The sequence below is a fragment of the Aneurinibacillus sp. Ricciae_BoGa-3 genome (assembly GCF_028421645.1).
Taxonomy (GTDB): domain Bacteria; phylum Bacillota; class Bacilli; order Aneurinibacillales; family Aneurinibacillaceae; genus Aneurinibacillus_B.
This window is the reverse complement of record NZ_CP116887.1, coordinates 3,631,424-3,644,119: the sequence shown is the minus strand read 5'-3', so window position 1 is coordinate 3,644,119 and position 12,696 is coordinate 3,631,424. Positions and strand designations below refer to the sequence as shown.

At 46.4% G+C, this 12,696-nt stretch carries 9 protein-coding genes and 2 pseudogenes; 8 read left to right on the top strand and 3 right to left on the bottom strand.

What is annotated here, in order from left to right:
• Nucleotide 1 precedes the first annotated feature (1 nt).
• The 3 genes from gcvPA to PP175_RS18440 all read left to right on the top strand — a co-directional run bounded on the left by gcvPA (nucleotide 2) and on the right by PP175_RS18440 (nucleotide 3,633).
• Nucleotides 2–1,354 (top strand): aminomethyl-transferring glycine dehydrogenase subunit GcvPA, encoded by a 1,353-nt coding sequence (gene gcvPA, locus PP175_RS18450; protein WP_272439737.1) that lies wholly within the window; start codon nucleotides 2–4, stop codon nucleotides 1,352–1,354.
• Nucleotides 1,347–2,816, top strand: a complete 1,470-nt coding sequence (gene gcvPB / locus PP175_RS18445; RefSeq protein WP_272439736.1) for an aminomethyl-transferring glycine dehydrogenase subunit GcvPB — start codon at nucleotides 1,347–1,349, stop codon at nucleotides 2,814–2,816. The genes gcvPA and gcvPB overlap by 8 nt, the downstream gene beginning before the upstream one ends.
• Nucleotides 2,817–2,919: 103 nt before the next feature.
• The gene (locus PP175_RS18440; RefSeq protein ID WP_272439735.1) at nucleotides 2,920–3,633 is read left to right on the top strand and encodes a TraR/DksA C4-type zinc finger protein; all 714 of its coding nucleotides are present in this window, start codon (nucleotides 2,920–2,922) and stop codon (nucleotides 3,631–3,633) included.
• Nucleotides 3,634–3,768: 135 nt separating this feature from the next.
• Here the strand turns inward: PP175_RS18440 and PP175_RS18435 are convergent, their stop codons facing one another.
• Nucleotides 3,769–3,963 carry a hypothetical protein gene (locus tag PP175_RS18435; protein WP_272439734.1) on the bottom strand — a complete coding sequence of 65 codons (195 nt, stop codon included), beginning with the start codon at nucleotides 3,961–3,963 and terminating at the stop codon, nucleotides 3,769–3,771.
• 183 nt (nucleotides 3,964–4,146) lie between these two features.
• Here PP175_RS18435 and PP175_RS18430 point away from each other — a divergent pair, with 183 nt between their 5' ends.
• From PP175_RS18430 to PP175_RS18415, 4 genes and pseudogenes are all read left to right on the top strand, one after another.
• Nucleotides 4,147–4,971: a lipoate--protein ligase family protein gene (locus tag PP175_RS18430; RefSeq protein WP_272439733.1), complete on the top strand. Its 825-nt coding sequence runs from the start codon at nucleotides 4,147–4,149 to the stop codon at nucleotides 4,969–4,971.
• A 192-nt stretch (nucleotides 4,972–5,163) separates the two neighbouring features.
• Nucleotides 5,164–7,722, top strand: coding sequence for an adenosylcobalamin-dependent ribonucleoside-diphosphate reductase (locus tag PP175_RS18425; RefSeq protein WP_272439732.1), 2,559 nt, complete (start codon nucleotides 5,164–5,166; stop codon nucleotides 7,720–7,722).
• A 651-nt stretch (nucleotides 7,723–8,373) separates the two neighbouring features.
• The gene (locus PP175_RS18420; protein WP_272439345.1) at nucleotides 8,374–8,514 is read left to right on the top strand and encodes a hypothetical protein; all 141 of its coding nucleotides are present in this window, start codon (nucleotides 8,374–8,376) and stop codon (nucleotides 8,512–8,514) included.
• Between the two features lie 189 nt (nucleotides 8,515–8,703).
• Nucleotides 8,704–9,129, top strand: a pseudogene (locus PP175_RS18415) (reverse transcriptase domain-containing protein); the annotation flags it as partial.
• Nucleotides 9,130–9,213: 84 nt separating this feature from the next.
• Here PP175_RS18415 and xerA read toward each other — a convergent pair.
• On the bottom strand, nucleotides 9,214–10,176 hold the full coding sequence (gene xerA / locus PP175_RS18410; RefSeq protein ID WP_272439344.1) for a site-specific tyrosine recombinase/integron integrase: 963 nt from the start codon (nucleotides 10,174–10,176) through the stop codon (nucleotides 9,214–9,216).
• Nucleotides 10,169–12,082, bottom strand: a complete 1,914-nt coding sequence (locus PP175_RS18405; RefSeq protein WP_272439478.1) for a tyrosine-type recombinase/integrase — start codon at nucleotides 12,080–12,082, stop codon at nucleotides 10,169–10,171. Before PP175_RS18405 ends, xerA begins: the two co-directional genes overlap by 8 nt.
• Nucleotides 12,083–12,168: 86 nt before the next feature.
• Between PP175_RS18405 and PP175_RS18400 the strand changes: the two are divergent.
• A pseudogene (locus PP175_RS18400) lies at nucleotides 12,169–12,558 on the top strand (reverse transcriptase domain-containing protein); the annotation flags it as partial.
• Nucleotides 12,559–12,696: the final 138 nt, after the last annotated feature.

Sequence of the window (12,696 nt, the reverse complement as noted above, 5' to 3'; positions counted from 1 at the left end):
AGTGAATTATCGCTATCTCCCGACTACAGCGGAGGACCGCAAGGAAATGTTCGAAGTGCTCGGTATTGCTGACATTTCCGAACTATTTGAAGACATTCCGGAGAGCATCCGTTTTGAAGGTGAATTAAAGGTTCATGAAGCTCTGTCTGAGCCTGAATTAGTAAAATATATGGGCCAGCTTGCCGGCAAAAATGTAAATGCGCAGGAATACGCCTGCTTCTTAGGCGCCGGTACGTATGACCATTACATCCCAAGCGTTGTGAACCACGTCATTTCGCGTTCCGAATTTTATACGGCCTATACCCCTTACCAGCCGGAGATAAGCCAGGGTGAGCTGCAGGCTATTTTTGAATTTCAGACAATGATCTGTGAACTCACAGCGATGGATGTGGCGAATTCCTCTATGTATGATGGGGCAACAGCATTGGCTGAAGCCGCGGCGATGGCCGCGGGCAAAACCAAGAAAAGCAAAATCGTTGTCTCGCATGCGGTTCATCCGGAATCCCGGGCCATCCTGGAAACATACGCAAAAGGGCAGAACCTCGAAGTTATAGAAATTGGATGCGTGAACGGCTTAACGGATCTTAAAGCGCTCGAAGCGGCTGTTGATGCGAATACTGCAGCGGTGCTCGTCCAGTATCCCAACTTTTTTGGCGGGATAGAAGACCTGGCTACTATTGAGCAGATTGCACATGGACAGAAAGGGTTGTTTATTGTTAGCTCCAATCCGCTGTCTCTTGGTTTGCTAAAACCGCCGGGTCAGTTTAACGCGGATGTTGTAGTCGGCGACGCCCAGCCATTTGGCATCCCGATGTCTTTTGGAGGCCCTCACTGTGGTTATTTTGCGGTGAAAAAAGAACTTATGCGCCAGATTCCGGGACGTATTGTTGGACAGACCAAGGATGAACAGGGGCGCCGCGGTTTTGTACTGACACTGCAGGCGCGCGAACAGCATATCCGCCGGGAAAAGGCGACCTCAAACATTTGCTCCAACCAGGCGCTGAATGCGCTGGCCGCTTCGGTGGCGATGACCGCGCTTGGAAAACAGGGCGTCCAGGAAAGCGCCCGCTTAAACGTGCAGAAAACGCAGTATGCCAAGCGTGTAATTGCTGCACTTGAACGCTACGAAATCGTGTTTGACTCACCCGTATTCAATGAATTTGTAGTGAAAACACCTGTGTCTGTCGGCCAAATTAATAAAGAGCTGCTGGCACACGGCATTATCGGGGGATATGATTTGTCCCGTGAGTATCCGGAGCTTGCAAACCATATGCTGATTGCCGTTACAGAACTCCGGACAAAAGAAGAAATTGATCGCCTTGCGAAAGGATTGGAGGCAGCATCCCATGTCTAATTTTTTTGCCAATCAGGAAAAGGCTCTTATCTTTGAACTAAGCAAACCCGGCCGCGTTGGCTATAACCTTCCTGAATGCGATGTTCCGGAGATTGATATTCAGGAAGTGATTCCTGCGGGCACTACACGCGATATACCGGCTGAGCTGCCGGAGATTAGCGAACTTCAGTTGATGCGCCATTATACGGAATTATCACGCCGCAACCATGGCGTAGACTCAGGCTTTTACCCGCTCGGATCCTGTACGATGAAATACAATCCGAAAATCAACGAAGACGTAGCGCGCTATGCTGGTTTTGCTCGCATTCATCCCTACCAGCCGGAAGAAACGGTGCAGGGTGCCCTGCAGATGATGTATGAGCTTCAGCAAGATCTCGAGGAGATTACCGGCATGGATCGGGTTACCCTCCAGCCCGCGGCAGGCGCCCAGGGAGAGTGGACGGGGCTTATGCTCATCCGTGCTTACCATAAAAACCGGGGCGAGCAGCGGACCAAAGTTATTGTGCCGGACTCCGCGCATGGTACGAATCCCGCATCAGCAAGCGTCGCCGGACTTGAAACCGTTACAGTAAAATCGGACGCAGACGGGAACGTTGACGTAGAAGAACTCCGCAAAGTAGTCGGACCGGATACAGCGGCTCTCATGCTGACCAATCCGAACACACTTGGCTTGTTTGAAAAAAATATCGTGGAAATTGCAGAAGTCGTTCATGAAGCAGGTGGCCTGCTGTATTACGACGGTGCGAATGCGAATGCCATACTGGGTAAAGCACGCCCGGGCGACATGGGATTTGACGTGGTGCACTTGAACCTTCATAAGACCTTTACTGGCCCGCATGGCGGCGGCGGACCTGGCTCCGGCCCGGTTGGTGTCAAAGAAGCGCTCGTTCCGTTCCTGCCAAAACCGCTCGTTGTTAAAGACGGTGACACCTATCGGCTTGACTTTGACCGTCCGCAGTCTATCGGTCGCGTAAAAGCTTATTATGGCAACTTTGGCATCAATGTGCGTGCTTATACGTATATCCGCACAATGGGGCCGGAAGGGCTGCGCCTTGTGTCGGAAAACGCCGTACTGAATGCGAATTACATGATGCGCAGGCTTGCGCAATATTATGATCTGCCTTTTGACCGCGTATGTAAGCATGAATTTGTTTTATCAGGCAGACGGCAGAAAAAACAGGGCGTGCGCACACTGGATATTGCCAAACGTTTGCTGGATTTCGGCTACCATCCGCCAACGATTTATTTCCCGCTTATCGTTGAGGAGTGCTTAATGATTGAGCCGACTGAGACCGAATCGAAGGAAACACTGGATGAATTCATCGATGTGATGATTCAAATTGCAAAAGAGGCAGAAGAGACGCCGGAAGTGGTGCAGGAGGCGCCGCACAACACGGTAATCAGCCGTCTTGATGAAGTACTGGCTGCGCGCAAACCGATCCTGCGCTACACAAAAGAATAATGGTTTACAGTTTACCCGTCTGCCTTGGGCAGGCGGGTTTTTTGCGTCTGTGTGGGCACACTATATACAGATTAGGTGAACAGATTGGAAAGGAGCGAAAGCCGTGCTTACCCAAGACCAGCTTTCCCGGTTCCGCAGTCTGCTACAAGAGCAGCACAAAGAGTTAGCGGACAGGCTGCAGGAAAACGACCACTACCAGCTTGGATTGGCTGCCTTTAAAGAATCCCTTAGCGAACTTTCAAATTACGATAACCACCCGGCCGACCACGGTACGGAGACGTTTGAGCGCGGAAAAGATCTTGCGCTCAACGAACATACCGAAGAAGAACTGCTCGATATGGTCAGGGCGTTGGAAAGAATAGATAGCGGAAAATACGGCATGTGTGAAGTATGCGGCAAGGATATACCCCTGGAGAGGCTAGAAGCACTTCCTACTGCCACCCGGTGCATCGAGCATGCCGTCGAAGTTTTTATTCCGCAGGAGAGGCCTGTCGAAGAAGATGTATTGTATCCGCCTTTCGGTAACTCGCGTGAAGAGGGCGAAGATATCGTCCACTATGATGCAGAAGACAGCTGGCAGGATGTGGCCAGATACGGTACGTCTGAAACGCCTTCCGATTTTTACGATCCATCAAAATTCAGCTACAGTGAAATGTTTATCGATTCGGATGACCCTGTAGGCTATGTAGAAGACATAGAAGGTTTTATCATTACGGATATATATGGAAAAAATGTGGATGTCAGCACCGATCATGCCCTTCATGAACAATACGAAACGCGTCTGGATGAAGAAAATGAAAAGGATGGGCTGCTCTAGGCTGCTCTAATCAAAATAAGCGAGAACGGGGATGATCCTTGTTCTCGCTTTTTGCGTAAGACAGCAAAGCATACTTTCCTATCTGCTCCCTTAGCTTGCGGCATGGGGCAGCGAATTTTTATTTACCGGGTCGATCTATTTGTTAAGGGCATCATTTTCTCTTGCAAAGAACTGGTCTAGGTAATCATCATGTCTCATCTCATCTTCTGCATAATACACATCATCAGCATAGGTGATTTCGGTAAGGTCCTTACAGGATGAACAATAGCACCGGCTTTTTTCCCACAGCACAAGCTCCTCGCCACAGTAAATGCACCTGTCTGCAATCATGATAGAACCTCCATAACATCAGATTCAGGATGTCCCTGTTTAATACTTTACCCGCAAAATACTTTTTGAAACGGAAATATTAAGAAAAATTAAATAAAGATTTCCGCTGTCTTTGGATGCAGGAACATTGTCGTCGACTGTGTTACAATATAAATTCAGCCATATGTAAAGGAGAGATTTACGATGGAAAAATGGCGTTTTATTGATACAGGGAGCAGCTCTCCCGCCATGAACATGGCAATTGACGAAGCCATGCTTCTCATACATAGCCAGGGAAAAACAAAACCGTCCGTGCGTTTTTATACGTGGAATCCCGCGACCCTTTCTATCGGGTATTTTCAGAAAGCAGCCACGGAAATTAATTTGGATAAAGTAAAAGAATACGGCCTTGGATTTGTTCGCCGCGCTACTGGCGGACGGGCTGTACTTCACGATAAAGAGTTAACATACAGCCTTATTGTATGCGAAAGTCATCCCGCAATGCCCTCCACTGTAACGGATGCATACCGGGTAATCAGCGTTGGGCTGCTTGAAGGCTTTAAGGCCATCGGGCTTGATGCTATGCTTGCGGATCCGCATACCGATAAAGAAAAGTTTGCAGTCCCTTCATCCTCAGCCTGCTTCGATGCACCATCAGACTATGAATTAATTGTTGAAGGCAAGAAGGTGGCAGGCAGCGCCCAGACTAGGCAGAAGGGTGTCATCCTGCAGCATGGTTCCATTCTGTTAGATATGGATGCTAACATGCTTTTTGATGTGATTAACCTGCCGAATGAAAAAGTGAAAGAACGCCTTAAGAAAAACTTTCTTGATAAAGCGGTGGCCATAAATGATGTGCGTTCCCAACCTCTATCTGTTGAGGAGGCTAAAAAAGCTTTTCGTCTCGGCTTCTCCAAAGGGCTCGGCGTTGAACTTGTAGATGATGAGCTTACGGAAGAGGAACGTGAATTAGCGGAGCAGCTGTGCCAGGAGAAGTACGGCAGTGACGCGTGGAACTTTAAACGGTAAAGGATTCATCGATTATAGGGGAAAAGTGTGCGGCAAACGGTTATGAAATCAATATATTGTGGATTTAAAACATATGTGCACAATATGTTGACGATGGGTAGATTGTAGGGTAGACTGTAATAGCACTTATACAATTTACCAAATTGGCAGTCATGTGGTCAATCCACATTTGATTTTATAGGAGGCTGAAAGATGGAGGCAACTACACAAAAAGCGGGGAAATTCACGCTAACAGGACTAAGTGAGAAAATATTTTTAGATCGCTATGCGCTAAAAGACCCGGTTGCAGAGCATGTCGTGGAAGGCGACACGGTTCTGGTGTTAACGCATGATGACCCGAAATTCCCGAAAAAAGAAGTGGGCGTTGTGCAGAAGCGTGACGGCAAAACGCTCCATGTAGAGCTGCGCAATGGAACGATCGTTACAGCGGATGCTGATAAAACATTAAAAACACTTGAAAAAACTCCGGAAGAAATGTGGGACCGTCTGGCGCGCACGATTGCTTCCGTGGAGGAAACACCTGAGAAACAGCAGGAGTGGACAGGCAAATTCCGTGATCTGCTTGCTGACTGGAAGCTTGTTCCGGGTGGCCGCATTGCAGCGGGTGCCGGTGCAAACGATGAACTTACACTGTACAACTGCTATGTCATACCTTCACCGCATGACAGCCGCGGCGGCATTATGGACACACTGGGCCAGATGACCGAAATCATGGCACGTGGCGGCGGGGTAGGCATTAACCTTTCAAGCCTTCGTCCGCGTCGTTCCCCGGTGGTCGGCGTAAATGGTTCATCCAGCGGTTCTGTATCCTGGGGTGGACTATTCAGCTACACAACAGGGTTAATTGAACAGGGCGGCAGTCGTAGAGGAGCGTTAATGCTTATTATGAACGACTGGCATCCGGACCTGCTCGAGTTCATCACGGTTAAGCAAAACATGGGCATGATTACCAATGCCAACCTGTCAGTAGCCATCAGTAACGGCTTTATGAAGGCCGTTAAAGAAGATTTAGAATGGGAGCTTAAATTCCCGGATACAACCGATCCGGATTATGATCAAACTTGGGACGGCGATCTGGATAAATGGATCAAGGCCGGTAAAGAAGTGAAAGTGTACAAAACGGTTAAAGCCCGTGATGTGTGGCATACAATCATCGAGTCTGCGTGGAAATCCGCTGAGCCAGGCATTGTGTTTATGGAATACTACAACCAAATGTCAAACAGCTGGTACTTCAATCCAATTATCTGTACCAATCCTTGTGCTGAGCAGGGACTGCCGGCCTGGGGCGTGTGCAACCTGTCCGCTATCAACCTCTCTAAATTTACGAAGGATAACGAGGTGGATTGGGACAGCCTGTCCACTGCTGTGCGCCATTCGGTCCGCTTTCTGGATAACGTGGTTGATGCAACACCTTACCACTTCGCGGAAAACGAAGCCAACCAAAAAGGCGAGCGCCGTATTGGTCTGGGTACAATGGGCCTGGCTGAAATGATGATCAATCTCAAAATTCGCTATGGCAGCCCGGAATCACTTGAATTCCTGGACAAGTTGTATGGCTTTATTGCGCGTGAATCTTACCTCGCTTCTGCAGAAATTGCTTCAGAGAAGGGAAGCTTCCCTCAGTTCGATGCGGATTTATTCCTGCAAAGCGGCTTTATGAAGCAGTTTGATGAAGAACTGCGTGCAACAATCCGTGAGAAAGGCATGCGCAACGTAACGGTTCTTACCCAGGCTCCTACGGGCAGCACAGGTACCATGGTAGGCACTTCTACCGGAATTGAACCTTTCTATGCGTTTGAATATTTCCGTCAGAGCCGGCTTGGATTTGATAAGCAGTATGTTCCAATTGCGCAGAATTGGATCGAGGAAAACAATTCAGACCAGCTGCCGGATTACTTCGTAAGCGCCATGGACTTAAGCGCTGAAGACCATATTCGCGTGCAGGCGGCCATACAGACATGGGTGGACAGTTCCATCAGTAAAACCGCCAATGCTCCTGCTGACTTCACAGTGGAAGATACGAAAGCACTGTATGAGCTCGCATTTGACCTGGGCTGTAAAGGTGTCACGATCTACCGTGACGGAAGCCGTGATGTGCAGGTTCTGACAACTCGTGAAGAAGATAAAGACGGCAACAAAAACAACAACAAATCCGAGCAAAGCACGCCTAAAACTGAATCCATCGAGGAACAGCAAGAAGTGCAGGCGAAAGACTACCGCCGCCGTCCAATGCGTCTGAAAGGTGCTACATACAAAATGAAAACACCTCTCGGCAAAGCATACATCACGGTTAATGAAGTAGATGGTGCACCATTCGAAGTGATTGTAAATGTTGGGAAAGCAGGCAGTGACGTATTTGCTATGTCGGAGGCGCTCGGACGTGTATCGACTCTGTTCCTCCGCTTTGGTGAGCTGCCGGACGGCAACAAAGCCCGCCTCCTTATCAAACACCTTAAAGGCATTGGGGGTTCGGGCGCAGTAGGCTTTGGCGTGAACCGGGTCGATTCGATTCCGGATGCTGTAGCAAAAGCCATTGAGTTCTATCTAAACGATAGCGAAGAAGATATTGAAATGTATGAATCATCTTCAGCTGCTGCCATCGAACCGGCTCCACATACCCATGATACCGATGAGGATGGGGATGTATATCGCGAAGGGCTTGACCTTTGCCCGGAATGCGGCGCAGCGGCGCTGGTAGCAGAAGAAGGTTGTAAGCACTGTGAATCCTGCGGCTATTCGAAGTGCAGCTAAGCGCTGTAGTTAAATCTTTGTACTAGGGTATTTGTAGGATCTCATAAAGTTTTGGATCTTGTAGAACCTCAGTAAGTTTGGCATTAGAAACATAAAGTGTGACAAATGTTCATGAAGTGTGACATTTGGATTTATGGAAAGTGTTTTGTAGCTTACTTCACTTTTCATAGAGTGTGACAAACGTCGTTTTTGATTAAGGAACGTCTAAGTTGGATGGATTTGACAAAGAAGTTTTTGATATTCCGGAGTGAAAATTAGTCACTAAGTTTGTCAAAAATTAAACGTTCCATATAGTTTGTCAAATTGGTCACAAAGTTTGACAAACGGTTGTCTTTAATAACATGGTTCATTAAAATCAAAATCCATAAAATTTCACAAAACAACAACAAGAAAAGGCATCATTTGAGCACTTCAATGATGCCTTTTTTAGTGCGCCCGGCATGGGCATTATCTATAGGGTTCAAGTCCCGAATGGTGAAGGCAGTAGTAACCATAGCTTAAGGCAAGGGTGTCGACCGTGAGGTCGAATCTGAAGGAAGCCGGCGGCAAACCTCCGGTCTGAGGAACACGAACCTCATATAAGGCTAACATTCGTTGGATGAGTCTGCTAAACAAGACGAAGTCCATACTGCCGAAGGCGAATGAGAGTAAATGAGGCAGATAGATGGAGGGGAAGATAATGTTCTTACCCGGGGAGATCTGTCTGACATGCCGAGTTCCCTTGGCAACCTTATCCGTGAGGATAAGCTGAACAGACAGAAGTCAGCAGAAGCCATAGTACATGGGTTGTGACGACAAACCATGGAAGGGCTGAACATTATGGAGAATGAAAGACAAGGCGTTCGAAGACACGCGATGAAGGCAGACAATCCGAAAGGACTTATCTGAAGGAAGAAGTGGTGAATCCACGGGGAACTTCAGAAGGGCGGAGTGTGCGTTCGGCACAAATTGGGCCTTTCATTCACGCAAGGAGTATACGTTATGATTGAACAATTGCTGTCACGGAACAATCTCTTACTTGCCCTAAAGCAAGTGGAACGGAATAAAGGAAGTCATGGCGTGGACGGTATGTCAGTTAAACTCCTACGAGCACATATTAAGGAACACTGGCATGACATTCGCCGTTCCATCGAGATGGGCTCCTATAAACCGAGCCCAGTCCTTCGGGTCGAAATCCCGAAACCGAACGGCGGCGTGAGGCAGTTAGGCATCCCTACCGTGACCGACCGTTTCATTCAACAGGCACTTGCGCAAGTATTGACGCCTCTCTTTGACCCTGGCTTTTCTGACCATAGTTATGGATTCCGCCCTGCAAGGCGTGGACATGATGCCGTAAGGAAAGCGAAGCGCTACATGCAGCAGGGATATAGGTGGGTGGTCGACATGGATCTGGAGAAATTTAGCGATATTAATTTAGAGTGGCCCTCGCCTATTTAAGTTAATTAACGTTTATTATCTATGTTTTTCTAATTAAATCGCAGTATTTCAGAATTACGTACCCGTTCGGGCACCGTAAGGTGCTTGAAAACAAGTTACTGGTTTACCGCATAAGCCTATGACAGTACGCATTTTACGCATCGGATGGCGTTGAGAAAGTTGTTTTAAGTCTGTAATGGTGATGTGTAGATAAATTTGAGTCGTATTTAGGCTCTTATGGCCTAATAATTTTTGAATGGCCACTAAATGAGCGCCTTCTTGCAAAAGGTGAGTAGCACATGTATGTCGCAATTTATGGGGAGTGACTTTCTTATCGATACCAGCTCGTGCCGCATATTTCTTAACCATAAACTGAATAGCTCGAGAAGTTAGCGCACCTCCCTTTTTGCTGACAAAGAGCTCAGAAATAGTGCTAGTTCTAGAAGTGAGGTAATCCTTAATGACGTCTTCAACGATTGAATCCAGTGGTACATATCGCTCCCGTCCCCCCTTTCCTTGAATCAGAATTCGTTTCTCTTCCCAATGGACATTACGTAGCTGGAGGGAGCAGATTTCACTTACTCGTAGTCCAACTGAGTAGATCAAAGTAAGGATTGCCCGGTCACGGCGGCCTAAAATAGTTGTGGTGTCTGGTTGGGTGAGTATCTGTTGAATTTCTTTGTTTTCTAAGACCACTGGAAGTCGTTCCGGTGTATCGAGAAGTTTCGGCCATTTTTTTCGTTCATCTTGTTTAGGAGTTATTATCTCCATAAGAATGAGATAGTCGATAAATGCTGAAAGGGTGGCCAATTTACGTTGCACAGCAGAAGAACCATTCTTACGGTCAACACGAAGGTAGCGGATATAATCCACAACCATTTTAGCTTTGGAGGGATTGTCCATTTGTGGGTAGTCATTTCTACAAAATGTTTGCCAAACTTTCATATCGATGGCGTAGGCATCGGCGGTTTTAGGACGACAACCTCGAACAAATTGGGTATAGTCGAGAAATTCTCTAAGAATGGCTTCATTATTCATGCTTTTTCTCTCCTGACACGGGTGGAATATTTCTGCGAAGTAGGCTAACGGCTTTTCTGATATCCTCGAAATCGGCGTGAGCATAGGGGGTGGTTTCTTTTAATGACTTATGTCCAAGTGCTTTAGCTATGACTTCTACTCTTCCACCTCGTTGGATAAGATGAGCCGTAAAAGTATGACGAATGGTATGAGGGCTAACAGGCTTTTCAATATGAGCAGCTTCGGAATATTTTCGTATACGCCTTGTTATGGTCCATGGTTTAATACGAGTTCCTTTTTGATTCAATAGGAAAGGGCCCGATTTGGCTTTGCGATAGAGTCCAACATACTTTTTTAAGTCGCCAATAGCTGCTTTAGGAATAGCTGTTTGACGATCACCTGATTTTCCTTCTCGTACATGAATCCAGCCTTCTTTTAGGTCCACATCTTCGATGTTTAGAGCACTCAGTTCTCCGACACGGAGCCCTGTTGCATAGAGTACCAAAAGAGTAATAAAGTCCGTAAAACCTTGGTTAGTTGAGCGATCAGGTGCAGAAAGTATACGTAGCATCTCTTCTTCCGTTAAATAGGTTTGTTCTTTCGGTTGTTTGGGTACCATTTTAAGTGCCTCCATCGGATTTTCAGTTCTCCAGCCACGGTCTATGGCGTAAGCCATAAATGAGCGAAGGTGGGATAGATTTTTGTCTATCGTACAAGGAGAGATTCCGGCTTGTCTACGAGCACTAAGCCAGCGAATGATGTCTACGGCACGTAACACCTCAATTCCTTTCTCCAGACAATGTGGACAGCCTACGGCAAATCGAGTAAGACTAAAACGAAATTCCTTTAACGTACCCTTCGAATATTTCTTCATACCCTCTGCAGTTCGAAGGAATTCTTGAATTTGTTCTGCTAATTTTCCTGTAAGAGGTTCAGCTATGGGAGTCATCGTATATTTTCGACGTAGTGGTTTATTTTGGCTAGATACGTTAACAATTTCCAACTTGGGTTTTGATGAACAAGACATTTCGTTGATAGGGTGTGACTCCAGTGTTGCTTCTATCTCTGGGTTTTGAATCCGAGTATAATGAAGGGTTGTTGTCAGCCGTTTATGGCCTAACCAGTCTTTGATTTGTACGATATTGCCTCCTTGTTGATACAGATGACTTGCACAAATATGGCGTAGTTGATGGGGGCGAAGGGATTTTTCCCACATCTCATGATATTTCCTAAAGGTAGCACCTATTAAGTTGTTGTCCATCGCTTCTTTCCGCCAGGTTAAGAATAGCGGTGCGTTAGGTTCAAGATCATTACGCGTAGCTAAATAAATCTGAAGTAATTCTAATATCTCATTAACGACGGGAACTCGCCGTTCTTTTCGCCCTTTTCCTTCTCGAATGATGAGAACTTGTTCTTCCCATAGAATATCTCTGATCTGTAAGTTTGCTGCTTCTCCAGCTCGAATGCCGGAGGCATACAAAAGAGCAAATAAGGCCAGATTACGCTTTCGGATAGGGTCGAATTGACGACGGCTCAAACAACTGTCGATTTGCCTTTTTAATTCCTTTAGGCAATCTTGAATTTCCTCTATTGAAGCGATCTCAGGTAAGGATTGATAAAGATCTAGATTCGTATACCTTAGATGACGAGCAGGATTTTCTAAACGTAATTCTTGCTGCACTAAATAATTAAAAAAAGAACGAAGTTGACTAATGATTACATTTCGGTATCCAAGAGATTTACTTTCTGTACGTTCAATACAGTAGTTCTCCAGGTGAACGAGTTGAACGTTTTGAAAGTTGATGGATAAGTTCTCCAGATATTGAGCTAGCTTTTTGAGTTCCCGCCAAGTAGCTTTCACCACTTTTGGCGTATATCCTCGAATAATGGTTTGATATTCTCGATAATCCTCGATGATAGATTCCATAAGATGTGTACCTCTCTGAAGTTAGTTTACAAGATCTCACGATCTTGTCTAGGGATGATCCTATGGGTCTATCTTATATCGCTAAAGAGAAATTCTTCGACAAAGTGAATCATGATCGGTTGATGAGGAAGGTAGCGGAGAAAGTAGAAGATAAAACGGTTCTTCTCTTGATTCGTCGATTTCTTCAAGCGGGTGTCATGATACATGGAGTTGTCAGAGATTCGGAAGAGGGCACGCCGCAAGGTGGTCCACTAAGTCCGTTGCTTTCCAACATCGTATTAGATGAACTGGATAAGGAACTGGAGAAGCGAGGACACAAGTTTGTCCGCTATGCAGACGACTGTAATATTTACGTTCGTACACGTAAAGCGGGAGAACGGGTGAAAGCATCGGTGACCAACTTTATTGAAGAAACACTCAAGCTTAAAGTGAATCAGGAAAAGAGTGCGGTAGACCGTCCATGGAAACGCAAATTTCAAATGACCTTGACGAATAGAGTACATGAGGAGACCACCTTTCTCATTGAGTTGTCTGAGCAACTACTCTATTCGAGATTTGGGGAGGTACTCCTTTTTTTCATGCCCATTGAACCTTACGGTTCAAAGGATTTGAGT

What these genes read in the sequence shown, in the direction of transcription:
- gcvPB (WP_272439736.1), top strand. Translation starts at nt 1,347, where the DNA reads ATGTCTAATTTTTTTGCCAATCAGGAAAAGGCTCTTATCTTTGAACTA.
- PP175_RS18435 (WP_272439734.1), bottom strand. Translation starts at nt 3,963, where the DNA reads ATGATTGCAGACAGGTGCATTTACTGTGGCGAGGAGCTTGTGCTGTGG.
- PP175_RS18430 (WP_272439733.1), top strand. Translation starts at nt 4,147, where the DNA reads ATGGAAAAATGGCGTTTTATTGATACAGGGAGCAGCTCTCCCGCCATG.
- PP175_RS18425 (WP_272439732.1), top strand. Translation starts at nt 5,164, where the DNA reads ATGGAGGCAACTACACAAAAAGCGGGGAAATTCACGCTAACAGGACTA.
- PP175_RS18420 (WP_272439345.1), top strand. Translation starts at nt 8,374, where the DNA reads ATGAGGCAGATAGATGGAGGGGAAGATAATGTTCTTACCCGGGGAGAT.
- xerA (WP_272439344.1), bottom strand. Translation starts at nt 10,176, where the DNA reads ATGAATAATGAAGCCATTCTTAGAGAATTTCTCGACTATACCCAATTT.
- PP175_RS18405 (WP_272439478.1), bottom strand. Translation starts at nt 12,082, where the DNA reads ATGGAATCTATCATCGAGGATTATCGAGAATATCAAACCATTATTCGA.